Source organism: Legionella israelensis, assembly GCF_004571175.1.
Classification (GTDB): Bacteria; Pseudomonadota; Gammaproteobacteria; order Legionellales; family Legionellaceae; genus Legionella_D; species Legionella_D israelensis.
Genome location: NZ_CP038273.1, coordinates 2,936,332 through 2,962,689, shown reverse-complemented (window position 1 = coordinate 2,962,689; position 26,358 = coordinate 2,936,332). Strand labels below are relative to the sequence as shown.

Sequence of the window (26,358 nt, the reverse complement as noted above, 5' to 3'; positions counted from 1 at the left end):
TACATTGACCATGGACACCGCGGTCGAGGCCGCGGTGATTTTGCTGCGAACATGGCTGAAGTCGAGCTCATATAACTTAAATGAAGTGCGAATTCCTGTGTTTGCCCACCAGATCCAGCAATATATACAGGCTTCATTGGTTTCGTGGCCAAACCGGGAGTTCGAAATTCATGAAATTATTCATATTAATAAGCAGCGATGTCAATGGTTCTGATCTTATGGGTGATTTTTTTACCACTTCTGAGAACGGTAATACTGATTTCATCCCCTACGTTTATTTTGGTCAATAAATTATATAAAGCATCATAATTTTTTATTGGATGACCATTCACTGCTACGATAACATCGCCAAGAACAAGATGTCCCCAGTTGTTTCTATAAGTTCCCCGCAATCCTGCTTTATCAGCTGGAGTATGCGGAATAACTTCTGCAATTAATATCCCTTCTTTTACTCCCAGACGGGCAGCAATGTTAGGCTCAACGCGCTGAATGCCGATGCCGGCAAGAACGATGCGGCCATATTTAATGATTTGATTGACGATACGATGAATTTCATCTGCAGGTACAGCAAATCCAATCCCGGCCGAAGCACCGGAATTGGAATAAATCATTGTATTTAAACCAATTAAACGGCCAGCGCTGTCCAGTAAGGGGCCGCCCGAGTTACCGGGATTTACGGATGCATCTGTTTGAATCATGTCTCTGATGGTCACACCACCTATACCTGGAACCTGCCGTCCCAACGCCGAAATAACGCCTGTAGTTAAAGTATGATCCAGACCAAAAGGATTTCCTATGGCTATCGCCTTTTGTCCTACCAATAAATCACTGGTATGCGTTAACTCAAAAGGTTTAATGTCTTTTATTTTTGCCAATACTTTAGGTGATTTGATTTTTAAAACGGCAATATCTTTACGAGGCTCAACCCCAAGAACTTTTACAGGTACAGTGATGTTGTCTATGGTTACAGCGAGATTATCCGTACCCCGCACCACATGAAAATTTGTAACAATATGCCCTTCATTATCCCAAAGGATTCCTGAACCTGCCCCATCTGAAACATGTGTGACTTCAAAAGAACGATTGACGACCGTAGCAATGCGATGAACGAAAACGACTTTTGATGCAGATTTTTGAAAAATTTCAATGGTATTACGTTCATTGGGCAGTAAACTATCGAGGTTAACGCCAAAGGCTGAAGTACAAGTTAAAAAACTTATTAAAAAAAGGCTAAGATATTGTCTCATCATTGTCATCATTATCAAACTCCATGCCTGAGGCACCAGACAAATACTTGCGGACATTTTGACGTTTTAATAATTTTTCAATCACCGGAGCAGGAAAATCAGTTATAGTTATAATATTTTTTTCAATCAATATATCAATTAAATCTTCGAGTACGCGGATAAATTGAATATCTGATATTAAAAAATTAAACTCTTCTGATTTATCACTATGAATGAAAAAATCAAGCAGTTCTGGATTATCAAGGCTTATTTCTTCTAAACCTGCTCTTTTTGTATTAAAAAGAGCATAAATTTTACCATTTTTATCCCGTTTTACATAGACCACGAGTGCTTCCTGAATATTTTATTTTTTTCTGATAATCACAAGTAAAATTTTTTGTGAGCATTTTATACAATGTAATTGTAGCGCAAAATCCTCTGGAACAAAAAAACAGACTGCATTCCAGCAAGTAAAAATATTTGCTGAAGTATAATGACCATAAGCAGTAATTAGTACAAAGTCATCTACAGATCTTTTAAATTAAAAATTCAGCTTCTTTATCGAGATCAATATCTTCGTCAGTAACTTCATCCTCATCATAGTCATTTTCTTCGCCGTTAATGTCTTTTTCTATCTCACTCACATCTTCTCGGTGTTCTTTTTCCTTCGTAACCTGATCAAGAGAAATACCGTTGGACAGTTTAAAGAATTGTAATAAAAACTGTACAGGAGCCATTATCAGCATTTTAAAAGTCGAAGTGCCTGCTTTTATGCTTTCTCGGGTAATATTTTCGCTGTCATCAATATGGCGGATGAAAATTTTCTCAAGCATGCCGGTTTGTTTACGATAGAGTTCGTCAAGCTGTTTATTACGACTCATTTCCTGGTCGATTAAATGTTCTTGCAATTGTGTATGTGTATCCCAAAGAGTTGAGCGTCTTTTCTGCAATTCTTTTAATTCATTGTCATAAAAACTGATCTCTTTATCGATTTCTTTTTTTAATCGATCACAAGTTTCCATTCTTTCCTTGATAATTCCTTTATCAATAATGCCTGCGGACTCTTTGAGAGTGACTTGGCTATATCGCTCAATCAATTGGAATTTTTTTTGCAGAATTTCTTCAATTTTATTATCGAGATAAACAATTGCATCCTTGTTGGAGCCAAGAACCTTATAGTGGGAATCAAAACGTTTATTGGTCTCCATTTGTAAACGCATTTTTTCCAATTCTTTGACTTCCTTCGCAAGTGCTCTCTGTTGAGCCTTATCGTTTAGATGCTTGTCACGACTTAACAGTAGCTGCCTTATAAAAGCAACTAAAGCAACTGCGCCCCCAAAGGAAACAGCACATATAACTGCTATAGTAACCGGTTCCATAGTCACCCTCCTTAGTGATGCAAATGTATCAGCTGGGTATGTACTTCGATAGCAAAATAACGGTTGAACTTGTCAAAGGAATCAACTACGGGCCATTGCTCAGAGTTATCACACATACGACTCATTTCGGTTTCGAATACAGGCATGTAATAATATTTAAGAAAAGGTTTAATTTCCCTTAAATCAGCAAAATTTTTAATGACAACTGTGGCATTCTCTGCCAAATGAGATAACTCAACTCTTTCGAGCACATCAGATAACTCTCCATCATTTTCCACGGCTGATTGCATCCATTTTAATAATACGGAGCGTGGCTTTATCCTTAAGAGATGTTTTCCTTCTTTTATAGAAGGCTCCATCAAGACAATCTGTGAGTGCAATTCGAATTTAAAACAACATAAAAAATCCAGGAAACTGGCTTCTATTTCATTACAAGCTTCATCACCCAACCAACGCTGGATTTCATGTCTAAACATCGTCACAAAATGAGATTCAATCTCATCAAGTGTTGCCTCATCATTGTCTTGCTTGCGAATAACATAAGCTGTCTTATCCGTTTGCAATGTCTTGAAATCCGGCAAATTTTCTTCACCAATCTGCGATGCTAGAAAAGATAAAAAAACCTTGGTGGGCTTTAGAATGACAACTTCCCATTGACTTGGTTGCATAGTGCTCTCCTTGATCATATTGACTCATCCTGAGTAAATTTTGAAAAGCCACATCTATTTTATACATGAACGTATAAATTTTCAGTTGTTCTAATAAAAACAACAGCCTATCCAAAGGCCGTAACCGCAAAGCAAGACAATTTAAGAGTTGTTTTTTATAAGAGGTATCAATCATAATATCATTAATGAATTTAAAAATACAAGATTTTTTCAGTATTTTTTACTCATGTTAAGCAGCTTCGTCTTTTGCTAAAAAATACTGGAGCCTATTGACAATTGCTCTATAGTTCCTACATACCACGGCCATATCATTACCCATAAGTATGTCCAAAAGCGCGTGTAAATACTTCACGCGCTTTAATATATTCATAAAGGGTTCGTAAACCTTTCCACATCACAATAGGACCGGGCTCACCGTCATGCTTTCGTCCGAGAAAACCTCCTAATTGGGCAATCATTCTCAGAGTATCTTTCAGGGTTGGGGGTTCATTTGGAGGGGGTTTTTCATAGATCATAACATAGGCGGTTTGCCATTCTATGGGCTCAAATAGACATTCACTGCTTAATGATGGGGAAGCACGACCAACCATGGTCATGAACAAAATACGCCAAGCAACAATAAGATACAGAGCGAGGCAAGGGTCAAATCGTTGCTTGTTGCTTAACTGCAATTTTTCAATAGCGCATCCGCTTTTCAATACCTTGAAAAAAATTTCGATCTGCCAGCGACATAAGTACCATTGAATTACTTGTAACGCTGCTTCCAAGTTGGATATAGGTACACTGGTTAAAAGTGTCCACTCGATTGCTTTCTCTCCAGGCGGTGGGTTTGTCTCTGTGGCAATGATTGTTGTTATTTTAACGGGGGTAAAACCTTCTTTTGCTTTATCCCGAGGAGGGAGCAAAGTCACTTCTTTTGCATAAATATCTTGTGCTACTTCTCGTTTTTTTCTATTTCCAAATGAGGACGTAGTAAATGTTATTTTTCCAATACTGGAAGAGGCTTTTACGCTTGTTTTTAATTTATTGCGTTTTTTAGGTTGATTCTCATCCAAAATAGAACGATCGAATGTTGCTCTAATCACCCAATCGGCAGTTCCTTTAGCGAAAGCTGTATTCGCTTCATGATAGATATCATAAATATCACCTTCTCTATCAGCAATATAAACAAATTGAGTATCGGGCATTGCCTTAGCAAGTTTTGTGGCTTTTTTATAACCTCTGACCCACCGGTAACTTTCCTTGTCTTTTATTGCTTTTGAATCACGTTCAGCTCTTCGTTCTTCTGAGCTTCGATGCGTAAATTTTTCCCGTGACCACTGTTCATAGTCAACTACTCCTAAACATTCGCGGTTGGGCGTTACCGCAAGAGTGGGATGAAGAAAAAGACCCCGCACGTTATCTTGTTGAATAGGGCCAATATCTTCACGTTCTTTTTGACCGCTATAGTTAAGCGTTGTTGTGTCTTGAAGCAATAAGATAATCGGATGTTCTTTAATTCGCTTAAGGGTGGCTATGCGATGAGGTTTTATAATTTTTTTTGCGGTAACCGTATTATTCTCAAAAAATCGATAGGCTGCTTTGGTTTCCGACCAACCTTTACAACTTTCAGGTATACTTGATGTTGGTTTATCACTAAACCTTTTTAATAACTCTTTTGCTCGTTTATTTAAACGTTGATCGCCGATATTCACGGAACCATACTCATGGTCGATCCAATCCATGGATAATACTGCCTTTAAAAAGGCAGCATTATCTCAAAAGTAAGGAAAAATTAATATAGCATTACTTATGGGTAACGATATGACCACGGCTTGTCTGAGGTACCCAGAGATCTCATGGCGGATAAACCTCGGCACATAGTCATTTGAGCAAGAGCATAAAAAAGAAATGTCAACAGATCCTAAGATGAGAAACATTGGATGGACTTTAGGCCATTTTTAGTGAAGAAAAGCAATAGATTAAAGGCTTTGGAAGTACATCGTTATATTTTATCAGAGACCCTGCAAACCGATGACTTAGAAAAATATAAGCTTTACGTATTCCCGCGGCATCGACCGCGGATTAGATGAAGCTGTGTTTGGACCCCCGCTATCAAGTAGCGGCGATTCGATTTAAAAAATGGCTAAAGTCCAGGTCGGATGTATGTTTTTAATTTCACAAAAAGACAACAACTAGCTAAACATTTTAACCAATAATCTTGACAGAACCAAAGTAATCTATATGCTTACAGTTCTTAATTTTCTTTCGTTCTTCTAACATGAAATTCTTAAAAAAACTCGTTTTAATTTTTTTTCTCCTCACTATTATAACCGCTGGAACATTATGGGTTTTAACGAAAACTCTCAAACCTGAAACTGTAAAACAATTCGTCAATTCTCAATTAACCTCTATGACTCATAAATCGAGTAAGATTAAAGGTACAATTGCCTGGCAGTTATTTCCTCGACCTGGTATAAAAGTGACCCAAATAGAAGTGGGCAATCCAGATGAACTCAAGGATTATTCACTCACTATTGATAACTTGCTACTTAACCTTAAAATCACCCCCCTACTTCGCGGGCAGCTTGTATTTAGCGATATTAACATCAATGGGCTTAAGCTTTTAACAAATCCTGATGAAAACAACAATAATTCATCCACCCATAAAGTCAGTGTTAAATCCCAGAAAACATTAACAACGACAAACCAGACAGGAAAATTTGCCATTGAGCGTTTTATGCTTACCAATGGACAAATTATTATCCAGCAAAAAAATAACAATGTTAATTTGAAGAATATTCAGTTGGGTATTGAACAGTTTAATCTGCAGAAAACAACCTTTCCGTTACAATTAAAAGCAAAATTATCAGCCGAATCAGGTAAAAACAGACTTCGTACCAATATCAATTTTAAAGGACGCTTGAACCTGGGACCGGATATTATTCAGCCCAGTGATGAAGCGATTAAAGAAATGACGGTTAATGGTCAATTATTGCTTCAAGATATTTTTTTCAATCAACTCAAGATTGATAAGCTAAATGCCAATTTGAAAAAAGAAAAAAACGAACTCATTTTAAACCCCCTCACTCTGTCGCTATATCATGGCGAAGCTATTGGAGATTTAAGATATCAACTCAATAATCATCAACTAACCGTAAATCAAACTGCTACTAATCTTAGCGGGAAAAATCTAATATCCAGCATGATTGATAAAGATCTTATCAGTGGAAGTCTGGATTACTCATTTCATATGAACATTCCTTTAAGCGGTTCAATGGATAAGTGGTCTGGCAAAGGAAATCTTACTGTTAAGGATGGTGAACTGAAAGGTATTGATCTAAACCAACTGACCAATCAGTTGATAGAAAAAATAGACGCACTTATTGAAACAAAAAAATTCAATCTCGGAAATTCACTTGAATTACTCCAGCCTGGTGATTATTCAATTAGCCAGGGGAATACACCTTTCCAATTGGCACGCATTCAATTCCATATTGCAGGAGATAACCTGGTTACTGACTCTCTGATCATTCAGAGTGAGAGACTGCATGTCAGAGGTTCAGGCTCATTTAATCTGCAGCAACGTGAAATAAACAGCAATCTGCAAGCCACTATCATAGATAATAATGAAAACAGTAAGGTCTATAAGGTTCAAAATTTCCTGGGCGGTGCATTCCCCATCCATATTACCGGCAAACTCGAAGAACTTGTTGTTTTGCCTGATGTTAAAAATATTCAGCGTTCTTTAAGCCATAATTTGATCAAAAATGCATTGGATAAACCCGTCAAGGAAATCGAAAAAAAATTAAAGTCATTTTTTCATTAAAAAACAATGACGGAAAATAAAAGCACAGGGGATTCCTTCGGCCAACGCTTATTGAACTGGTTTGATCAAAACGGGCGAAAAAATCTCCCTTGGCAGAATCCGCGCGAGCCCTATAAAGTATGGCTGTCGGAGATCATGCTGCAACAAACCCAGGTAAAAACCGTTATCCCCTATTTTAACCGTTTCCTTGAGCAATATCCCTCGCTGGAAAAGCTGGCAAAAGCATCTCTTGATGAGGTGTTATCATTGTGGTCGGGATTAGGCTATTATAGCCGCGGCAGAAATCTTCATAAAACGGCAAAAATTATTATTGAGCATTATCATGGTCAATTTCCTGCAACCGAAAACGAATTAGTGCAACTTCCTGGTATTGGTCCTTCCACAGCTGCAGCAATTGCTGCACAGGCTTTTAATCAGCCCGCAGCCATTCTTGACGGCAACGTTAAACGAGTTTTAAGCCGTTATTTTCAAATAGAAGGATGGCCCCAACGTGCCGACACTCATCAAAAATTATTGAGCATAGCAAAACAATGCCTGCCATCAAAACGTTTTGCAGATTATACACAGGCCATTATGGACTTAGGAGCCATGTGTTGTACACCCAAAAAGCCGGCTTGTTCTCACTGTCCATTACAATCAGACTGCCTGGCTTATCAAAATAATGTCGTTAATAATTACCCCAATAAAAAACCAAGAAAAAAACGACCAATCCGCTATCAACAGTTTTTACTTCTATATAACGGGGAGAGGCAAATTTATCTGGAAAAAAAACCTCCTGCGGGATTATGGGGAGGTTTGTGGTGTTTACCAAGTATTGAGGCAAAAGACTGCCCAATAACCTTTATTTTAAAAAATTATAACTTTACAAGTCATCATCAAGCTCATTCCCTGATGGAGCTTAAACACAGTTTTAGTCATTTTGATCTTAAGATCAGTGTAAAAACCATCCAGATTAATCATAGTGAATTCCACATCAATGAAAGACCCGGTTCATGGTTTTCACAAGATCAGCTTAGACGTATCGGACTGGCCAAACCCATCAGTTTGATTCTAGAGCACTGGTATTCATCGATTGCGATTTAAAAAGCATAATGATCATAATAAATCCCGCCATAGTTAACAGTATAAGTTCGGCACGATACAGCATTTTTAGCGGTAGATTCTGCCAATGGGCTAACAAATAATAAAAAGCAAGAATCATGATACCAGAAAAGCTGTTAAACAATGATTGTACCCGTCCTTGATAGTTTAATGCTGTCATCTCCTGAGCCAGGGTAATCAATAAAGCCCAGACGGAAAGAGATAAACCGAGCAGAAAATGGAAGAAATAAGCCCAGTGAATATCAATACTATGACTAAATAAATAAAAAGCAGCGATACCAAGTCCCGTCAATGACAAAATAACAGATTGAATACCATAGCGGCTTGCAAAATACGGACTGAGAAACCCACCCAGAATAATACCAACCGATAATGTGGCTTCCAGTATACCGAATTGCATCACGTCTGCGTGAAGTATTGACTTGGCAAAAGGTGCCAAAAGCACCGGCACAGTCATATAAGCGATAAAGAATAAAGCCTGCACCAGATAAATCATGACTAAAATAAAGCGAGTGCGTAAATAACTCCATCCCTGAGATAACTGAACGAAAAAACGCTCCTTTTCTTTCGTGATATCCTCATTTTTCTTATAAGAAATGCTTTTAATTAAAAACATGGCCAATAAATAACAAATGCCATTTATGGCAAAACAAGCAGGAACAGAAGTTAATGCTAAGATCAATCCCGCTCCTCCCATTCCTAAAACAGCGCCCATCTCGTAGGCTATATCGACCAATGAGTTCGCATAAAGCATTTGCTCCGCTGGCATGATCTCGCGAATAAAGGTCATGGCTGCCGGAATATAAGCAGCCAGAATGCAGCCCACAAATATGGCCAAAAAATAAATGCTTAACGGTGAAAGATAATATTGGCTGGCAAAAGCGAAGATAAAAAGAAGTGAGGCTCTTAAACCATTTGATATTAGCAGTAATCGTTTGCGGCTGATACGATCGGCGAGCACGCCGAAAAAAGGGCTCAATAAGACATTAGGTAGCCAAAAACAAGTCATAAGGATGACTGTTGAACCTATATTGCTATTAAACTGCATTAACACCCAGACCATGATGATATAAGTTAGTCCATTACCAAACATGGCCAACATGCAGCTGAAAAAATAAGTACGGAAGGCTTTATTTTTAAATATCTCATATTGTTGCGAAAACATATCCATAACCTTTAATTGGCACGCTTGAGAAAAAGTACTTTTAAACTGATCAAAAGAACAAACTCATTACGACAGGACTTTAGCCATTTTTTAAATCGAATCCCCGCTACTTGATAGCGGGGTCCAGACACAGCTTCATCTAATCCGCGGTCGATGCCACGGGAATACGTAAAGCTTATATTTTTCTAAGCCATCGATTTGCAGGGCTCTCTGATAAAATATAACGATGTACTTCCAAAGTCTTTAATCTATTGCTTTTCTTGACTAAAAAATGGTTAAAGTCGAGTGCGAAATTTTTTTAGATCATCAAAGAAATCAGATATTCATTTATATACAGACTTGCTGTGCACGTTTTTAACATCATAAAAACAAAATGTCAATATTTTGATCTTTTTTTATATAAAAAAGACGGATATTATTGATCTGTTGACATTTCACTAGCTTGAGTTAAAACGGTTTGACTTCTGGCACCATAGGTACCCAGGAAATCAAACCGTTTTGACCAAGATAGTAGAAATGTATCAGGAAACCCTAAATTATTTTTAAAAACTGTCGATATAAGCTATAAATTCTTTTTAAATCTTAATCAGTTAAACAAGGATAAAAAATGAATAAAAACATCTTGCTCTTACTGATTTTAATTTTCGGATGTACAACAGGCATCTGGGCTGCGCAACTACGTGAAATAGCCATTACCATAGACGATTTACCTTTTGTCGGTACTACATATAATAAGCCAGGTAACCTTCGCCGCGAACAGGAGCGATTTTTAAATATCATGAATGCATTAATTAGAAACGATACTCCAGCCACAGGATTTGTTATTGGGGGATCAATTGAAAAAGACCAATGGCAACTCCTCCAGTTGTTTCATGATGAAGGTTTCACCATTGCGAATCATACCTATTCACATGCCAATTTAAATCATACCAACGCGGAAAAATATATTCAGGATATCAAACGTGCTGATGAAATACTTACGCCTTTAATGACAGAAACAAAATATTTTCGTTATCCTTATTTAGCTGACGGGAAAGGAAGTAAAAAAGAACAGGTTATGAATTATCTCGCTGAAAATAACTACATTATTGCTCCCGTTACGATTGATTCCAAGGATTTTAAGTTTAATGCCCAACTGTTAGCTATTCACTGGCGATCAAGGTCAAAACATCTTGATAGTATAAAAAATCGCTATTTATCTTACATCTGGCAGCAGACATTAAGAGCCGAACGAATTAGTGAAAAAAAATACGGAAAACCTATGCCTCAAATTCTGCTCATTCATGCGAACCTTTTAAACAGCCATGTTATGGATGATATTATTCAAATGTATAAAAAGAATGGTTATACATTTGTAAGTCTGGACAAAGCCATGAATGAATATAAACAGATAGAATCCAGGCAAAAAGACTCATCTCAACAAGAAGAAGCAGAGAGTATTGAAAACACCGATGTTGAGATAGAAAACTGGACTGAATTTTAACCAACAATTCCTTTCAGCTTTCTTTCGACAGAAGAAAGTGAACTAAAAAATGACAGTATGGGAGTTCAACTTTAAAGGGAAAGCTGATTGACTACAGAACGTGGTAAAAGTAACCAATAATATCCCTTATTCTTCATACGACCTGCTACATTGGTTGCTTTTTTTCCTGCCCCCCAGTAGACATCCCCTCTAACTGGTCCACGGATTGCACCGCCAACATCCTGAGCAATCATTAAACGTTGTAACCTGTTTTCCGAATCAGACTGTGTGCCTGGACTGGTTGTATTTAGCCATATAGGTGTACCTAAAGGTACCCATTTACGATCTACAGCTAAAGAATAGCCTGGGGTTAAAGCAACTCCTTGGGCTCCATATGCTGCATCTCGACCAAGCTTCTGGAAAAAAACAAATGATTTATTCTGATTGAGAATCTTGTTTTTTTCTTCAGGATGAGATTTAAGATAACGCTTAATTCCCTGCATGGATGCGTTATCTTTGGTCATTACGCCTTTATCAATGAGAATACGGGCTAATGGCGTAAAGGAGGCACCATTTTCTCCTGCATATCCTACATATATTCGTTGCCCGTCTTCCAATTCAACGACACCTGAACCTTGAATTTCCAGAAACTGACGATCAATAGCATCATCAACCCAAACAATAACTTCTGCAGTATCTTTAATGGCACCCTTATTAATTTCCTTTCGTGTATAAAAAGGGACAAGTTTGCCATTTTCCACTCGGCCATTGATACGACGATGGCGCAGAGTTTCATCAAAAAGTTCCAGGTTGACATTGACTAAATTGGAAGGCAAGCCATACAAAGGAACCGAATATTCTTCTGACTGAATTAAACTGCCTTTGAGTAATGGAGAATAGTAGCCTGTAAAAAGCCCTTCAACGGGTTTATCCTCATAAAACTCCACAGGAGTAAACCATCGTTGAAAAAACAAGCGCGCATTTTTATTAGTAACCGGAGAAACATCCATTGCAGAACGACAAACTTGCTGCCAGTCCTTAACCTGCATAGGTATCTGTGAGCTACCTGCTTTACGATCGGGATTCTGTTTCAGAAATGCCTTGCAAGAAGTCTTAAAAGCAATCAGGGATTTTTTTAATTTGGCAGCCCGCCAACCTGGCAATTGATCAAAAGACACGGTATGCAAAACCATCTCAGGTTTAGTGGATGGTGTCATTGGTTGCCAAAACCAGAAAATACCAACGACTACAACACACAAAAGCAGTGGTAGGATGTAAAATAAATGCTTTTTCATAACTGGAAGATTTTTACACAAAAATAAGTTTATTGCAATCGATTTTTATCAAACCGGCAGAACAAAGTCATACCTTGTGACACAAAATAAGGCATAATGTAACCTCAACTCGACGTAAGCAGCACAGTATCTAAAAGTCTGATGCATTCTTTTTTTCTTTCACGTATGATAAAAAAACTGGCATTTTCCCGGGATAAAGCATGTTGCTTACAACACTGACTTTAATCATCAGTCTTTTTTTTCTCTTATGGTCGGCTCATCACTTAGTCATCGGTTCATCGGGGATTGCACAGTATTATCGCATTCCTCCTCTGTTTATAGGTCTTACTATTGTTGCTATAGGAACGACTGCGCCGGAAATCATGGTTTCTATTACTGCGGCCATACATGGTAAAAGCGATATAGCGCTGGGGAATGCAATAGGTTCAAACATTGCCAATATTGGGCTTATTATCGGGATAATTACTCTTATTCGACCTTTAAAAACACAATCCAGACTACTTCAAAGAGAATATCCAATACTTTTCATTATCATGTTGTTTGCTTATATACTTTTTATAGACAACTACTTAAGCCGAATAGACGGCTTGTTATTGCTGCTAGGATCTGTCATCCTGATGATCTATTTTGCTTATGCGTCCCAAAAAATAAAAAAAGAAGACCCTCTCATAGCAGAATTTAAAGAAATTCTTTCTTCCTCTCGTTCTCTAAAAACAAATATTTTTAGTATTATTTTGGGTATTATTATACTACCTGTCAGTGCCAGGTTTTTAGTAAACAGCGCCTCCGAAATCGCAGCCTGGATGGGCATCAGTGAACTGATTATTGGGCTGACTATTTTAGCCATTGGGACCAGCCTGCCAGAATTAGCTACATCGGCAGTTGCAGCGATTAAGCATGAAGATGATATTTCAATTGGAAATATACTTGGCTCAAATATGTTTAATATCCTTTTAGTGATAGCTTTTCCGGGCATCATTAATCCGAATACTATCCCTTATTCAGTGATATGGAGGGATATACCGGTCATGTTTGTCCTCACCGCGGCACTTTTGATCTTTAATATTTTTGGTAAAAAGCAGTTGCGCTATTGGCACGGTGGACTTTTGTTGCTAATTTATCTTTTTTATTTTATTACTATTGTTTTAAATGCGACTCTTTAAACTCAGCCACACTTACATAAAACACTCATTACGCAGCACAGTATTTTTTAGAAGATTTGGACACTTAAAGCGCTGTTTACATGGAGTAAATGGGCATTTGAAATTTCAAAATGCGTTCAAAGAGGCAAAAAGACGAAGCTACGTAGCATGAGTTATTTACCCGGGCATAACAGTTTTAAAGCTTCTATTGCATCAGGCTGACCTGCTTTTGCCGCACATTTAATCCAGTACAAGGCTTTTTGTTTATCTTCCGCGACCCCCTGCCCATAATAATACATATACCCAACGGCATATTGTGCATCAGGCTGACCTTTTTCTGCCTCGGGCTTTAAACGAATAAAGGCGCTTCGATAATCCTGTACTTTAAAGCAGGAAATTCCTTCTTTTAAATTGAATGATCCGAAAACACAGGAGGTTAGCAGAAAAATCAATGAGGCCATCATGAACCATCGACGGAAATATAACATAGCATTCATTCCTCAATTAAAGGTCTGGCCACGGGCTCAAAGCTCAAATCCTGCTTGGGCAAATTTAATCGCTCCAATGAACCATTATGTTCAACCAGTATACCATCAACCATTATTCTTTTAATTACCGCGCCACCCGAAATAGAATCGCCAATTCGATAATTTCGTTCTTCTCCCCCCGCATCGCGAATGATTACCTGAGAATCTTCAATTTTGTCAGCAAACAAAATACCAACCAATTCAACATTAAGCATGGATTGTTTAATGTCCGCTTCATTCAAATCCGTGGGGACATAATCTCCAAACAAAGATGAATAAATGATTTTATCATTCGATTGGCTCTGAACTTTCAAGGGTGGCACATCAGGGCTTGCCTCAATTTTATCACGAAGCATAAACAGACTGGATATCTCAAAGAGAATCAATGAAAAAAATAATATACAAGCAGAAATGATTATCCACCGAGCATACTTACCAGACCATATAAAGCTAATATCAAACTTCATTCATCGTCAAATTATTACAGAGATATAAAAATCATAAACATGATCAGCTATAAAGTCCACGTTCCGCCGCGCTATTTAACCTCAACTCGACGTAAGTATTATGCCTAAGCGAGAGAGATTGTATCCTGCGAGACAAAAGAAGGTCAAAAACGCAGGACTTATATAAACTGCATTGAATCCAGATGCTGCGCGGTTCAGTTCCAGCTATCACGATTTTGGGGCTGTTGAAAATAAAGAAGACATGAAAATTCCTGCCGGATCATATTGTTTTTTTAATTTAAGCCATTGCGCGTAAGAGGAGCCAAAATGTGAGCGCCAATAACTTTCATCCAAACCTTCTCCCAAATAACCTGATAAATAACGCTTACCGCCTTGCGATAAAAGCAGCCGATCCAACTCTCTAATGGCTTGTAAACAACTGTCTTTTAAAGGGTCAACAATCCCTGGATTTAAAATCATTAGTTCATAAAAAGATTCCGACTCCGGAAACATAGTAAAACCAACACGACGGTTGGCAATAGGAACCACATGAACCAGATTGGCATAGTGAAGAGGCAATGAGTATAAAATAGAGACAAGATGTTCTCTTAACCATTGAGCTGGAACAAAGCATTCATACCAAGGATGAGCTAAATCCCATTGGCCAGTCAGCTTCATCATTTTAAATCGGGAATCATGACGAAGCATATAGGAATGAATGCTTTCTTCCTGTTCGTGAATGACTTTCCAGGGTTTCAATGCCAAAAGTACAGGAGGTTTTTTCTCGTACTCATAGCTGATATGCATACCATAAAGCCACTGTGCTATGGGTTTCCTCTGTTCACCAAACAAGCCGGCGCCTTGTACAGAAGGAGAGCAAAACAATTCCAGATAATCAGCTTCCTTTCTTGCTTGTTCTATGTCTTCAAACCATTGGCCAACATCATTGTAGACTAAAAAGAAAGTTTTAACATTCGGGGCAGCGGTACGAAGCTTTAGACAAGCTTTGGCAATCACTCCACACCGCCCTTGCCCGCCGAGACAGGCTTGATACAAGGGAGAACCTTCTGATACCACATGTAAATCCCCTGTTCCGTCAATAACTTCCAAGGCCTCAACGTGCGTAGTGATAGTCCCTTGTTTGAAAGAAGCCGCACCTATTCCGCCGGCAGAAAGCACCCCGCCAATCGATAAGTTACAATTGTATGGCAAGGCATAAGGAGCGAGACGATGACTTAATGTTTTGTTCAAAACATCTGCCCAACTGGCATTGGCATCCACCCAGATTGTATGATCGCTTAACTCATATGTCTGTGTAAAATGCTGCATGGAAAGACTAACCCCTCCCTCAATAGCCAAAGATTGTCCTCCCTGACTTAAACCTTTACCTCGAATCGTAGTCGGAAGAAAATGATTTGACGCATAATGAAGAAAGGATTTAAGCTCTTTGGTGGTTTGAGGTTGGAAAACAGCGGCAGGTTTTGTGTGAATAATTTTACCAAAATCCTTTCCAAACAAAACAAGCGTTTGCTCATCACTGAGCAACGCCTGTCTTAAGTTAAGAGGATTATCCTGCTTGAGTCGCTCTATATTCCACTGCATTTGCTGCATATTGTTCATCCCTTTGTTTAGCCAATTCAAGTCGTTTATTACAGGCATCAATTAATCCATCGAACATTTGATTAAATGCTTCATAACAACGATCGATCATTTTTAAAGCTTCCCTGCGCACCTGAACAGATACAGGACGCTCAAATAATTTACGTTCCATTTCTTCTTCAAATATGGCGTGGGCCATTTCAACTTCAAGATGAGAGCTGGAAAAATATTTCAGATTCTTGTCTTCTCCAGTCTTTTTAACTTGCTTGACCACTTTTTCGAAAAAGACATGGCCGGATGATTCAAGAGTTAACAACAGTGCAATATTAATGAGTTCATCCTCAGCCTTGTATATCTCTGACATGATGGCATAAGCCGCGTCTCTTGTCAGTTGTGAGTCCTTTCCATACAGCCAGGCCACATTGTCTTTATCACAGGATTCATCCTCGCAAAACGAGCTCATGTATTTTTTATCATGTAAAAACCATTTTTCATGACCTGCATCTTCCAATCGGTGATGGCGAGCGATTTTTTTCAAATATGGATCTTTGACACGCTCTTCATTAAGGCGAAGAATATCCTGAAATGTCATGGCCCAAAATGTCAGTTCTGGAACAAAATAACTTATTTCTTCAAGACTATTTAATTGTTCAAGCACTTTAAAAAAAGGATGGTTCATAAATTCACTTTGTTTGGAATCAATATAAGCTTGGATAGTTTTCATGACTGCCTCCGGGCAATTTATTTAAAAGACATCAATTATCTTGCAGTCATCATGCCAAAAATTAGTCCATATAGTTCTTTTTTATTTCAAAAAACAGGCTTATTTTTCTTTATTTCGAACAGATTCCTCAGAAAGCGACAATAATTTGTCTCTGATTTCTCCCTCACTGACAAAAAAATGACCCTCTTATCGCTTAATATATAAGCCATTTTTTATTAAAGGCTAATATTCGCCAATTTTTTGTCGTATTGAATCATTAATTGATTAACTTTTTGCCAATTAACCTCCTCAAAAGAATTTATATCGGAACAAATTTTTCGTAAAAGCTCATCTTGCACCTCCCCGTAAGCCTTAGCCAAAGCATAGGGGGTATTGGTAAACATCACCAATACATGTTTTGAAATATACTGTTCAGGATATCGTTTCATTAATTCATGCTCGATCTGTTTGCGTAAATTAAATTTGCTATCAATAATATCGGTTTGAATCTCATGATAATTATCCATAGACATTGCAGCGACAGCTTCCGTATTTATTTTTCGCTCCTGATAAAATGCAGGAATGGCTTTTGACCAATCATCCGCATAATTATCCAACAATAAATCAAAAATACGGCAATCTTCAAAAGCGCAATTCATTCCCTGGCCAAAAAAAGGCACGATTCCATGGGCCGCATCCCCTATCAGCAAACACTCATCTTTATAATACCAGGGCGCACACTTAATCGTACTTAAATGCCCTATGGGATGATTAAAAAACTCTTCAACCAAATGGGGCATTGCTTCATAGATATCCGAAAATTCTTTTTTAAAAAAACGGTTCACGCACTCTTCAGTGTTTAATGACTCGAAGCTCTTTTCACCATGGTTAGCAAGAAACAGACTTCCTGTTATGGAATCATCAAGATTTGGATTTCCTAATAACATAAATGAATTTCGCGGCCAAATATGCAAATGCTCTCTGGCCATATTTACGCCATGTGTGGTACTAATCGATAATTCTTTATAGCCATGAGGCAAAAATTCACGGCTTGCTTCTATCATTCCTTCTTGCTTTAAGGTCTCTCGAACCATAGACGCAGCCCCATCTGCAGCAACCAAATGATCATAGTGATGGTTAAAACCTGTAGCATTTTTATCAAAAAAATAAAGATTTTTACCGTGTATATCAATTTTTGAAATCTCCACGTCAAAAGAGAGGTTTATCAATGGAGACTCCTCTGCTTTATTAAGTAATAAAGCATTTAAGTCCGTACGTTGAATCGCATTGATGTATTCATTTTCATGACGACCAAAGGGTTGGTATTTAATCTCACCATTTTCTTCATGAATAGCACGGGCACGCATCGGCACCATGATCTTTTCTACATCGTTCATAAGATCCATGGCATTTAGCCCTGTTATCCCACGACAGGAAAGCGCAAGATTGATCGAGCGACCATAATCCTTTGAACTGACTCGCAAATCAGGTCTGGATTCAAATAAATCAACCTGGTATCCTCGCCGGGCAAGAAAGAGAGACATTAATGTCCCGGCCAGACCCGCACCTAATAAGGTTATCCTTTTCATCTTTTCTCCTGCGCTCTATTCATCAAGTTTACTCAATCTTTCTAATCTTTTATGCCTTTTCAATATCGGCAGCTTCACATCCAAAGCATTAAAAATTCAGAAACAGTCAGCAAACTTAAAACATTATTCCATCTACCTGTTTATATCTTCATAACTCATCAGTTCATAATTTATCCTTTTATAAACAATACATTATAGAAGATAATCCTATACGCGGATTTTATTTTTTTGCAGCAAGAAACATGCCTTAATCAATAAATTAAAAATAGATCGGCTACAGAATATATAATTTGAACTCAGCTTAAATTGAATAGATTAGGAAGAAGCGCGAGAATAAACAAACTTAAACATGTTAAACATTAGGAAAATTAACAAGGAAATTAAGCAGATTTTCAGGTTTTTGAGGGGCTGTAAAATAATAGCCTTGCGCATAGTCGCAGCCATTAGCCGTTACAAAATTTTTCTGAAACTCGTTTTCAATACCTTCTGCAAGAACTTCCAGATTTAAACTATGTCCCAAATTAATAATGGCTTTGGCAATCGCTGCATCATTATCATCGCTGATCATCTCGTTAATAAATGAGCGGTCAATTTTTAATTTATCCACCGGGAATTGCTTAAGATAGGATAAACTGGAATATCCTGTACCAAAATCATCAATCACCAATTTGACACCCATATCTTTCAGAATGTGCATTGCATCAACGACATGCTCAATATCTTCAATAAGCAAAGTCTCCGTCATCTCCAGTTCAAGATACTTTGCTTCAAGCTCGGTTTTTTCCAATACTTTCTGGACAGTCTCAAAAAGTTTATCCTGCCTGAACTGACGGCCGGATATATTAACGGCCATCGTCAAATCCTTCAATCCCAGATTATGCCAGCGCTTTAACTGTTTACAGGCTTCTTCCATTACCCATACACCGATTTCAATAATCTGGCCATTTTCCTCTGCCATGGGAATAAAATCGACCGGTGCAACCTGGCCTAAAGTTTTACTTTTCCATCGCAGTAAAGCTTCGACACCTACAATTTTTTCATTTTTTAAATCAATAAGCGGCTGATAAGCAAGATAAAATTCATTATTTTTCAAAGCGTCCCGTAAGGCCGTATCCAATTGCATGGTATTAATGATACGGCGGTTCATTTCCTGCTCAAATACTCTATAAGTGTTACGGCCTGAGTCTTTGGCGTGATACATGGACAGATCAGCCGTTTTCATTAAAGATTCATAATCTTTACCGTCTCGTGGATAATAACTGATCCCTATGCTGGCTGTAATTTTTAAACTGTGCTGCTCAATCTGAACAGGTTTTTCAACGAGACTTAAAATTTCCCTGGCTTTTTTTTCTGCCTCATGATGGTCAGGGATTTCAGATAACAAAACCACAAACTCATCACCCCCCAGTCTGGCAACAGTATCATAATCATCAGTCGCGATAAGCAGGCGATTCGCCACGACTTGTAAAAGTTTATCACCCATGCCGTGACCCAGAGTGTCATTGGTCATTTTAAAGCGATCTAAATCAAGAAATAAAAAGGCCAAAGTCGACTTTTTCTTTTTGGCCTGCAAAATAGCCTGTTCAACACGATCCATCAACAAAACACGATTGGGCAGCTCTGTAAGGGAATCATGTGTAGCCTGTCTGAGAAGTTGTTTCTCCATTTCACGCCGCTCAGTAACATCATTGACAATACACACATAATGCCTTACCTGATCAAATGAATCCTTGACCGGAGCCACGCTTAATTCGCACCAAAATACTTCCCCGTCTCTTCTTAAGCTTTCCACTTCTACGGTCTCTTCCCTTAATTCCTTAATGGCAAGAGCAAGCCTTTTATAGTTCAGATCATCGGAACTTCGACCAAGTAAACTGGCAAGGTTTTTACCCAATGCCTGTTTTTCCGTATAGCCGGTTATTTTTTGAAAAGCCTTATTTATATAAATCACTGGATGTTCCACTTTCAGAACATCAATAATCACAACGCCATGGGTGGAAGCTTCCACAGCTCGATCGCGAATTCGCAATTCATCTTCGGCCAATCGTTTTTGAGTGACATCACGAAAACTGTATACACGACCGACAATTTCATTTCCGACACGTTGTGGTTGAGTGAATCGCTCAAAAATACGCCCATCCTTGAAATGCAGCTCAGGTAACTCCCCTTCCCAGGAAGGATTTTGATAAAGATATTGAACATCGGAAATCAGAGCAGCGGGATCTATCAACTGATCAAGAATATATTCAAAACTGATGCGTTCCGTTCCTGCTTCCATCATGTAAGGAGGAATCCGCCACATATCAACAAATTTTTGGTTCCAATCAACCACCTGCCCTTTTCCATTGACCATCATAATGCCGTCGGCAGTAGATTCTAAGGTAGCACGTAAAAGTGATAGGGACTTTTCCAGTTCGATGTTTTTTTCAACGATATTACTGGCTTCAATTTTTATATTTTCAGTTAAAGGAGCATTGATTTTTCTCTTGAATTCAGGCTGATTATGGTACCATTGTTCCAAGAACTCCGTTAACTTTGGAGTAATATTCATAATCCCAAGTTCTTTACAGACATCTGTTAAGGAGGGTTCAATGCCACGCTTTTTGATGGATTCGGCAACTTTGGCAACTTTTTCATAATCAATTTCTTGCCTGCTCATTCAATCCTCTCTAGAATGACATAATTTTTTATTGTCCTGTTTTCCTGGCTTGCTTGCACTATTTTTAACTCAAAATGATGGTGCTAATACTTATGCTAAAGTATAGTCAAAAATTCATTGATTATGTTGAATAAAATATTTCAATGTGAGACAGATGAGCTTCAATAGTAAGGAAAGCCACTATTTATAGAAGAGCGGCCATTTGAAAAGGTAAAGATATGAATAATAACAAACATTTTGATACACGCGCCATTCATGCCGGCCAATATCCTTGTGAAAGCACAGGAGCCGTGATGACTCCCATCTATGCAACCTCAACTTACCGACAATCTGCTCCTGGCGAACATCAGGGATATGAATATTCGAGAACACAAAACCCGACGCGAAAGGCTTATGAAGATTGTATCGCCAGCCTGGAATCAGGTCAGCGGGGATTTGCTTTTGCCTCCGGAATGGCTGCGGTCAATACAGTCATTGATTTACTGGATGCCGGAGCTCACATCATTGCGACCGATGATCTTTACGGAGGCAGCTTTCGCCTGTTTGACAAAGTCAAAACCCGAACGTCACATCTGAGTTTTTCTTTTGTAGACATGACTAATCCCGCCAATATTGAATCAGCCATTACCCCAAAAACTCAAATGATTTGGGTTGAGACGCCTTCAAATCCCATGCTGAAGCTGGCCGATTTACCTCAGATTGCCCAACTTGCCGAGAAACATAAACTCATTTCCGTAGCTGACAATACCTTTGCCACACCCTGGTTGCAAAGACCTTTGGAAATGGGTTTTGATATCGTTCTTCACTCAGCCACTAAATATCTGAACGGACATTCTGATGTTGTCAACGGTGTCGTTGTGGTTGGCGACAAACCTGAGCTTAGTGAAAAAATCGCTTTTCTGCAGAATTCATGTGGAGCGATTTCCAGCCCTTTTGACAGCTTTCTTGTTTTACGCAGTTTAAAAACTCTATCATTACGAATGGAACGTCATTGCGAGAACGCTCAACATTTGGCCAAATGGCTCAGTCATCATGACAAAGTAAGGCAGGTCATTTATCCAGGACTTGACACGCATCCTCAACATCAGCTGGCTTGTGAGCAAATGGCTGATTTTGGCGGCATGATTTCCCTGGTGATTAAAGGAGGACTTGATGAAGCGAAGCGTTTTCTATCGCGCTGCGAACTGTTTACTCTTGCAGAAAGTCTTGGTGGTGTGGAAAGTCTAATTGAACATCCTGCCATTATGACGCACGCCTCCATTCCTCCTGAAAAACGCCGCGCCTTAGGTATTGAAGATGGGTTTATAAGGCTTTCTGTAGGTATTGAACATTACAAAGATCTTCAGGCAGATCTTGATTATGCCTTAAGTTAGGTTCTGTAAACAAAATCAAATAAATTCATAAAGGACAGACATGAGCAGCACATTACAAAACATTATAGAATCTGCATTTGAAGAACGGCACAACCTAAACATTCATCAAGCGCCAAGTGGCCTGCTTTCAGCATTGGATGAAATATTATCAGGTTTAGACAATGGTCGGTTCAGGGTAGCAGAAAAACAGAACCATCAGTGGGTCGTGCATGAATGGTTAAAAAAAGCCATTCTATTATCCTTTAAGCTCTATTCCAATCACGCGATAGATGCAGGATTTTGTCAGTTTTATGATAAAGTGTCATTAAAATATACCGATTACAGTGAGAGTGAATTTGCAAAGGCCGGTGTTCGAGTCGTGCCTCATGCCATGGTAAGACGCGGTGCCTTTATCGGTAAAAACACGGTATTAATGCCTTCTTATGTAAATATAGGTGCCTATATTGATGAAGGCGTGATGGTTGATACCTGGGCAACCGTTGGCTCTTGTGCTCAAATTGGAAAAAACGTTCACATCTCTGGAGGAGCTGGCATCGGCGGTGTATTGGAACCCTTGCAAGCCAATCCTACTATTATTGAAGATAACTGTTTTATTGGAGCCCGCTCAGAAGTTGTGGAAGGTGTAATTGTGGAAGAAAACTCTGTATTGTCGATGGGAGTTTATCTGGGGCAGAGCACAAAAATTTACAATCGTATGACAGGAGAAGTCACCTATGGCCGTATCCCCGCAGGCTCTGTAGTTGTTCCCGGAAATCTTCCAGATGAAAAAGGTCAGTACAGTCTGTATTGTGCGGTAATAGTTAAACAAGTTGACGAAAAAACCCGAAACAAAGTCAGTATTAATGAACTGTTAAGAGACTCGACTTTGTGAAAAATTTACGAATCCTTGTGGCTTGACCACAGGGTCCATAAAAATGGCTAATCCTATTTATCAAAGTCTTGGAAAACACTGGATTTTGATAAATATACTGGTGATGGAGACACCGCGGTTGCCGTAGTGATTCGTAAGCGGAAAAACTCACAAAGTCGAGAAGAGAGCAAGTGCACAAAAACCCAATTCCTATACATTACAGTAAAAAAATAACCAACATCAGGACCGTTTGTCATGGATAATCTTCAATCGATACTTACCAAACTGGTCAGCTTCCCATCTTTAACTCCAGAAGATGCCGGTTGCCAGAATTATATGATAGATTATTTGAAAAAACTGGGGTTTGAATGCATTCAACTGAATAATCCACCTGTCTCCAATTTTTTTGCAAGAATCGGTCAGGATTCTCCTCTTTTAGTCTTTGCAGGTCATACCGATGTTGTACCTGTAGGCGATCCTCGCCAATGGCATAGTGATCCTTTTATATTACACCATAAAGCAGGAATATTGTATGGACGTGGTGTGGCGGATATGAAAGGCAGCCTCGCTTGCATGATGATGATGGCTAAACAGTTTGTCCGGGAACATTCATCCTTTAATGGCAGTCTGGGTTTTTTAATCACCAGCGGTGAAGAAGGTGATCATTTTCATTTAGGCACCCCCTATGTTATGGAGCAATTAAAACAGCTAAACATTCATCCTGATTTTTGTATTGTCGGCGAGCCGTCCAGTTCCCAAAGCATTGCCGATGTCATAAAAATTGGACGTCGAGGATCTTTAACGGCGAAAATCCTCATTCAGGGAATACAAGGTCATGTTGCCTATCCCCACCTGGCAGAAAATCCTATTCACTCCGTCAGTCCAGCTCTTTCAGAGTTAACATCGACTGAATGGGATCAAGGGAACGCTTTTTTCCCCCCTACCTCCATGCAAATTACTTTCATTAATGCCGGCGGGCATGCCGGTAATATTATACCGGGCACGTTGGAAATGAGATTAAATTTTCGCTTCTCCACGGAACAAACGGAGGCCCTCCTGAAACAAAGGGTAGTGGATTGCTTTACCAAATATGGATTGGATCCTTTTATTGAATGGCGCTTAAACGGAAACCCTTTTCTAACCTCTCACGGGTGTTTACTGGAAAAAACTCGTCGGGCTGTTATGATGCATACAGAACAAGATCCAGAATTATCTACCAGCGGCGGCACATCCGATGGGCGATTTATTGCCCCTTATGGCGTTGAAGTCATTGAGCTTGGGCCACTCAATACCACGATTCATCAGGTGAATGAATCGGTATCTTTAAACGAGCTTGAAATCCTGACTAAAATATATTACTCCATCTGTGAACAACTTTTAATATAAGTGCTCAGCCTGGTCGAAAACGGTCATATCGACTTAAAGTCTCATGTTAAAGATTAATATCGCGGGAAATAATATTAATCTCACCTTTATCTCGATGAGCAAAAATGAGTGTATATTCCGGCACTTCCAGCCAGGTGGTGGTATCTTCGGTTAACGGTTCCGAAGCTATAATGATGCTGAGTTTTTTTTTGCCACCTTTCATTTTATATTCGTCATCATAAAATCCATAGCTTTCACCGTAGGTATACCAGAGGGAATGATAGGCATAATAATGAGTGGAAGAAGAGGCATCATCCGGCTGCCAACCGTAATCCAGAACAAAACGAGTGGCTGCAATAAACTCTCCATTGGTAATAAACAGATTGACCGGTGAATTAATGGCAATATTATGTTGTCGTCTGACTTCTTTAATGATTTTCAGGGTGGAGATAACAGCATTGATGATATTTGTTGCGTCATATTTATCGTTGGATAACTGAGACAAAAAGACAGCATATATCCATTCGCTGTCAGTTGTGCCTTTTATATATTTTTTATACTCATCCTTTATAAATTCCAATAGATCGTAACGCATCGCATCAAAATCATACAGTGCTCCATTATGGGCGAGAGCAATATTCACACTGGGAAAAACAAAGGGATGAACATTTTGACTGGTCACCACTTGTCTTTCATGATAAGACACTCCGCGCAAATGAGCTAAAAGACAATGGGGAGATATTTTTGCAGCCAAATTACGTAAATTTTCATCATAAAAAGGTAACTGCGGTGTTTTATATAGATATGGAATATGAGGATTGAATGAACCTTGATCCCACACAGCCATACCAAAACCCGCAAGATTAAGCAAATAAGGCATGTATTTCGGATGATAACTTTGCTTAATAAAAGAATTATCTGGCTTATAGAGCAGCTCTTCAACTACTGTTGGTTTACCAAGATAAGACAATATCCTACACATATCGCTTCACCTATTATACATTTCTATGTGCAATCGAATATCCAGTTTATTAATGGATTTTCCAAGTGCTATGATGGATTCGCAAATTAAATTAAATAATTTAAACCATAATAATGGTTTATTTTTTTGCAAAAACCTTAGTTTTTCCTCTGAAATTTTCAGTAATAACGCTGATTCACAAGTCATAAAGGTAATGGTGAATTCCGATTTATCATCCACACAGGCAATACTGGCAAATAATGTCCCAGGTCCAATGACGGATAACTTGGCCATTTTATTATCCTGCATAATGCTGGATTGGACAGCCCCGTGAATAACAATAAAACAGGAAGGATTTTTTTCTCCTTCGTGAATTAAAATGCAGTTTTTAGGCGCCTCTAAAGGTTGCATAAGCGCAAATAGTTCATCCATTTCTATTTCTGTAAACCTCTGAAACAAAACTTTTTTTCTTAAAGGTGTGTAATCAATAGAATGAGCTAATGGCTTTGGATGAGTAAATGAATGAACAACCCGACCAAAAAGAGACAATGCAATCATATCAGTATGTGCAATAAAATCAGCTGCCTTATCGTGTATGTGTTTTAAACGTCGACATACTTGTATACTGATTTTTCGTAAAATTTTATATTTTGTTTCAGGAGAGTAGCTAGCAAGCAGCTCAAAATAAATTGAAGTTATATGCAAGCATTTAACTTGTTTCTCAGTAATTGCCGAAGTCAGTGAAGGATCATTTTCGATAAAAGAAATCTCGCCCAGAAAATCTCCAGGACCTAACACTTCTATTTTTTTTATTCCTTCACCCAAAGTACGGGCATACACATTTACATTACCTTTCACAATAAGATAAAAGCCTTCAACACATTTACCCTGATGAAAAATAATTTGCTTAGGCAAAAATGAAACTATTTTGCAATGGCTAAGCATGGTTTCAATTTCCTGCGAACTCAGATAGCTACTGAGACGAGTTTCCTTTAATTGCTTTACCTGCTCTGCTATATCAACTTGTTTTCTCATCATAT

Annotated in this window: 22 protein-coding genes; 7 read left to right on the top strand and 15 right to left on the bottom strand. The window is 38.6% G+C overall.

Going from position 1 to position 26,358, the window contains the following annotated elements:
- Positions 1 to 185: 185 nt before the first annotated feature.
- The 5 genes from E4T55_RS13700 to E4T55_RS13680 form a co-directional block, all read right to left on the bottom strand.
- Entirely contained in the window at positions 186 to 1,256 is a 1,071-nt protein-coding gene (locus tag E4T55_RS13700; protein ID WP_115325302.1) for a S1C family serine protease, read from the bottom strand.
- A complete protein-coding gene (locus E4T55_RS13695) occupies positions 1,231 to 1,572 on the bottom strand; it encodes a hypothetical protein (RefSeq protein WP_058502111.1) in 342 nt (113 codons plus the stop codon). Before E4T55_RS13695 ends, E4T55_RS13700 begins: the two co-directional genes overlap by 26 nt.
- A gap of 190 nt (positions 1,573 to 1,762) precedes the next feature.
- Positions 1,763 to 2,605 carry a hypothetical protein gene (locus tag E4T55_RS13690; protein ID WP_058502112.1) on the bottom strand — a complete coding sequence of 281 codons (843 nt, stop codon included), beginning with the start codon at positions 2,603 to 2,605 and terminating at the stop codon, positions 1,763 to 1,765.
- An 11-nt stretch (positions 2,606 to 2,616) separates the two neighbouring features.
- On the bottom strand, positions 2,617 to 3,273 hold the full coding sequence (locus E4T55_RS13685) for a hypothetical protein (protein WP_058502113.1): 657 nt from the start codon (positions 3,271 to 3,273) through the stop codon (positions 2,617 to 2,619).
- Positions 3,274 to 3,584: 311 nt separating this feature from the next.
- Positions 3,585 to 4,997, bottom strand: coding sequence for an IS4 family transposase (locus tag E4T55_RS13680; protein ID WP_058500493.1), 1,413 nt, complete (start codon positions 4,995 to 4,997; stop codon positions 3,585 to 3,587).
- A 536-nt stretch (positions 4,998 to 5,533) separates the two neighbouring features.
- Here E4T55_RS13680 and E4T55_RS13675 point away from each other — a divergent pair.
- Together E4T55_RS13675 and mutY are read left to right on the top strand one after the other, a co-directional pair.
- A complete protein-coding gene (locus E4T55_RS13675; RefSeq protein ID WP_058501523.1) occupies positions 5,534 to 7,081 on the top strand; it encodes an AsmA family protein in 1,548 nt (515 codons plus the stop codon).
- Positions 7,082 to 7,087: 6 nt separating this feature from the next.
- The gene (gene mutY / locus E4T55_RS13670; protein WP_058501522.1) at positions 7,088 to 8,164 is read left to right on the top strand and encodes an A/G-specific adenine glycosylase; all 1,077 of its coding nucleotides are present in this window, start codon (positions 7,088 to 7,090) and stop codon (positions 8,162 to 8,164) included.
- On the opposite strand, the gene E4T55_RS13665 is transcribed toward mutY, so the two are convergent.
- On the bottom strand, positions 8,121 to 9,353 hold the full coding sequence (locus E4T55_RS13665) for an MFS transporter (RefSeq protein ID WP_082636511.1): 1,233 nt from the start codon (positions 9,351 to 9,353) through the stop codon (positions 8,121 to 8,123). The genes mutY and E4T55_RS13665 overlap by 44 nt on opposite strands.
- Before the next feature lie 601 nt (positions 9,354 to 9,954).
- Here E4T55_RS13665 and E4T55_RS13660 point away from each other — a divergent pair.
- The gene (locus E4T55_RS13660) at positions 9,955 to 10,830 is read left to right on the top strand and encodes a polysaccharide deacetylase family protein (RefSeq protein WP_058501520.1); all 876 of its coding nucleotides are present in this window, start codon (positions 9,955 to 9,957) and stop codon (positions 10,828 to 10,830) included.
- Between the two features lie 71 nt (positions 10,831 to 10,901).
- Here the strand turns inward: E4T55_RS13660 and mltA are convergent, their stop codons facing one another.
- Positions 10,902 to 12,104 (bottom strand): murein transglycosylase A, encoded by a 1,203-nt coding sequence (gene mltA, locus E4T55_RS13655; RefSeq protein WP_058501519.1) that lies wholly within the window; start codon positions 12,102 to 12,104, stop codon positions 10,902 to 10,904.
- A gap of 200 nt (positions 12,105 to 12,304) precedes the next feature.
- On the opposite strand from mltA, the gene E4T55_RS13650 reads away from it, so the two are divergent.
- Positions 12,305 to 13,267: a calcium/sodium antiporter gene (locus tag E4T55_RS13650; RefSeq protein WP_058501518.1), complete on the top strand. Its 963-nt coding sequence runs from the start codon at positions 12,305 to 12,307 to the stop codon at positions 13,265 to 13,267.
- Positions 13,268 to 13,419: 152 nt separating this feature from the next.
- On the opposite strand, the gene E4T55_RS13645 is transcribed toward E4T55_RS13650, so the two are convergent.
- The 6 genes from E4T55_RS13645 to E4T55_RS13620 all read right to left on the bottom strand — a co-directional run bounded on the left by E4T55_RS13645 (position 13,420) and on the right by E4T55_RS13620 (position 20,769).
- Entirely contained in the window at positions 13,420 to 13,710 is a 291-nt protein-coding gene (locus E4T55_RS13645) for a tetratricopeptide repeat protein (RefSeq protein WP_394367494.1), read from the bottom strand.
- 29 nt (positions 13,711 to 13,739) lie between these two features.
- Positions 13,740 to 14,240 (bottom strand): type II secretion system protein N, encoded by a 501-nt coding sequence (locus E4T55_RS13640; protein ID WP_058501517.1) that lies wholly within the window; start codon positions 14,238 to 14,240, stop codon positions 13,740 to 13,742.
- A 207-nt stretch (positions 14,241 to 14,447) separates the two neighbouring features.
- Positions 14,448 to 15,830 carry an FAD-binding oxidoreductase gene (locus tag E4T55_RS13635; protein ID WP_058501516.1) on the bottom strand — a complete coding sequence of 461 codons (1,383 nt, stop codon included), beginning with the start codon at positions 15,828 to 15,830 and terminating at the stop codon, positions 14,448 to 14,450.
- The gene (locus E4T55_RS13630; RefSeq protein ID WP_058501515.1) at positions 15,787 to 16,542 is read right to left on the bottom strand and encodes a hypothetical protein; all 756 of its coding nucleotides are present in this window, start codon (positions 16,540 to 16,542) and stop codon (positions 15,787 to 15,789) included. Before E4T55_RS13630 ends, E4T55_RS13635 begins: the two co-directional genes overlap by 44 nt.
- A 215-nt stretch (positions 16,543 to 16,757) precedes the next feature.
- Positions 16,758 to 18,110: an FAD-dependent oxidoreductase gene (locus E4T55_RS13625; RefSeq protein ID WP_058501514.1), complete on the bottom strand. Its 1,353-nt coding sequence runs from the start codon at positions 18,108 to 18,110 to the stop codon at positions 16,758 to 16,760.
- 352 nt (positions 18,111 to 18,462) lie between these two features.
- Entirely contained in the window at positions 18,463 to 20,769 is a 2,307-nt protein-coding gene (locus E4T55_RS13620) for a sensor domain-containing protein (protein ID WP_058501513.1), read from the bottom strand.
- A 218-nt stretch (positions 20,770 to 20,987) separates the two neighbouring features.
- Between E4T55_RS13620 and E4T55_RS13615 the strand changes: the two genes are divergently transcribed.
- The 3 genes from E4T55_RS13615 to dapE all read left to right on the top strand — a co-directional run bounded on the left by E4T55_RS13615 (position 20,988) and on the right by dapE (position 24,378).
- Positions 20,988 to 22,142, top strand: a complete 1,155-nt coding sequence (locus E4T55_RS13615; protein WP_058501512.1) for a trans-sulfuration enzyme family protein — start codon at positions 20,988 to 20,990, stop codon at positions 22,140 to 22,142.
- A 40-nt stretch (positions 22,143 to 22,182) separates the two neighbouring features.
- Positions 22,183 to 23,013, top strand: a complete 831-nt coding sequence (dapD, locus tag E4T55_RS13610) for a 2,3,4,5-tetrahydropyridine-2,6-dicarboxylate N-succinyltransferase (protein ID WP_058501511.1) — start codon at positions 22,183 to 22,185, stop codon at positions 23,011 to 23,013.
- Positions 23,014 to 23,247: 234 nt separating this feature from the next.
- Positions 23,248 to 24,378 (top strand): succinyl-diaminopimelate desuccinylase, encoded by a 1,131-nt coding sequence (dapE, locus tag E4T55_RS13605; RefSeq protein WP_058501510.1) that lies wholly within the window; start codon positions 23,248 to 23,250, stop codon positions 24,376 to 24,378.
- 46 nt (positions 24,379 to 24,424) lie between these two features.
- On the opposite strand, the gene E4T55_RS13600 is transcribed toward dapE, so the two are convergent.
- Together E4T55_RS13600 and E4T55_RS13595 are read right to left on the bottom strand one after the other, a co-directional pair.
- On the bottom strand, positions 24,425 to 25,339 hold the full coding sequence (locus E4T55_RS13600) for a class II glutamine amidotransferase (protein WP_058501509.1): 915 nt from the start codon (positions 25,337 to 25,339) through the stop codon (positions 24,425 to 24,427).
- 6 nt (positions 25,340 to 25,345) lie between these two features.
- The gene (locus E4T55_RS13595) at positions 25,346 to 26,356 is read right to left on the bottom strand and encodes a cyclic nucleotide-binding domain-containing protein (RefSeq protein WP_058501508.1); all 1,011 of its coding nucleotides are present in this window, start codon (positions 26,354 to 26,356) and stop codon (positions 25,346 to 25,348) included.
- Positions 26,357 to 26,358 lie beyond the last annotated feature (2 nt).

What these genes read in the sequence shown, in the direction of transcription:
- E4T55_RS13700 (WP_115325302.1), bottom strand. Translation starts at nt 1,256, where the DNA reads ATGACAATGATGAGACAATATCTTAGCCTTTTTTTAATAAGTTTTTTA.
- E4T55_RS13690 (WP_058502112.1), bottom strand. Translation starts at nt 2,605, where the DNA reads ATGGAACCGGTTACTATAGCAGTTATATGTGCTGTTTCCTTTGGGGGC.
- E4T55_RS13685 (WP_058502113.1), bottom strand. Translation starts at nt 3,273, where the DNA reads ATGCAACCAAGTCAATGGGAAGTTGTCATTCTAAAGCCCACCAAGGTT.
- E4T55_RS13680 (WP_058500493.1), bottom strand. Translation starts at nt 4,997, where the DNA reads ATGGATTGGATCGACCATGAGTATGGTTCCGTGAATATCGGCGATCAA.
- E4T55_RS13675 (WP_058501523.1), top strand. Translation starts at nt 5,534, where the DNA reads ATGAAATTCTTAAAAAAACTCGTTTTAATTTTTTTTCTCCTCACTATT.
- mutY (WP_058501522.1), top strand. Translation starts at nt 7,088, where the DNA reads ATGACGGAAAATAAAAGCACAGGGGATTCCTTCGGCCAACGCTTATTG.
- E4T55_RS13665 (WP_082636511.1), bottom strand. Translation starts at nt 9,353, where the DNA reads ATGGATATGTTTTCGCAACAATATGAGATATTTAAAAATAAAGCCTTC.
- E4T55_RS13660 (WP_058501520.1), top strand. Translation starts at nt 9,955, where the DNA reads ATGAATAAAAACATCTTGCTCTTACTGATTTTAATTTTCGGATGTACA.
- mltA (WP_058501519.1), bottom strand. Translation starts at nt 12,104, where the DNA reads ATGAAAAAGCATTTATTTTACATCCTACCACTGCTTTTGTGTGTTGTA.
- E4T55_RS13650 (WP_058501518.1), top strand. Translation starts at nt 12,305, where the DNA reads ATGTTGCTTACAACACTGACTTTAATCATCAGTCTTTTTTTTCTCTTA.
- E4T55_RS13645 (WP_394367494.1), bottom strand. Translation starts at nt 13,710, where the DNA reads ATGATGGCCTCATTGATTTTTCTGCTAACCTCCTGTGTTTTCGGATCA.
- E4T55_RS13640 (WP_058501517.1), bottom strand. Translation starts at nt 14,240, where the DNA reads ATGAAGTTTGATATTAGCTTTATATGGTCTGGTAAGTATGCTCGGTGG.
- E4T55_RS13635 (WP_058501516.1), bottom strand. Translation starts at nt 15,830, where the DNA reads ATGCAGCAAATGCAGTGGAATATAGAGCGACTCAAGCAGGATAATCCT.
- E4T55_RS13630 (WP_058501515.1), bottom strand. Translation starts at nt 16,542, where the DNA reads ATGAAAACTATCCAAGCTTATATTGATTCCAAACAAAGTGAATTTATG.
- E4T55_RS13625 (WP_058501514.1), bottom strand. Translation starts at nt 18,110, where the DNA reads ATGAAAAGGATAACCTTATTAGGTGCGGGTCTGGCCGGGACATTAATG.
- E4T55_RS13620 (WP_058501513.1), bottom strand. Translation starts at nt 20,769, where the DNA reads ATGAGCAGGCAAGAAATTGATTATGAAAAAGTTGCCAAAGTTGCCGAA.
- E4T55_RS13615 (WP_058501512.1), top strand. Translation starts at nt 20,988, where the DNA reads ATGAATAATAACAAACATTTTGATACACGCGCCATTCATGCCGGCCAA.
- dapD (WP_058501511.1), top strand. Translation starts at nt 22,183, where the DNA reads ATGAGCAGCACATTACAAAACATTATAGAATCTGCATTTGAAGAACGG.
- dapE (WP_058501510.1), top strand. Translation starts at nt 23,248, where the DNA reads ATGGATAATCTTCAATCGATACTTACCAAACTGGTCAGCTTCCCATCT.
- E4T55_RS13600 (WP_058501509.1), bottom strand. Translation starts at nt 25,339, where the DNA reads ATGTGTAGGATATTGTCTTATCTTGGTAAACCAACAGTAGTTGAAGAG.
- E4T55_RS13595 (WP_058501508.1), bottom strand. Translation starts at nt 26,356, where the DNA reads ATGATGAGAAAACAAGTTGATATAGCAGAGCAGGTAAAGCAATTAAAG.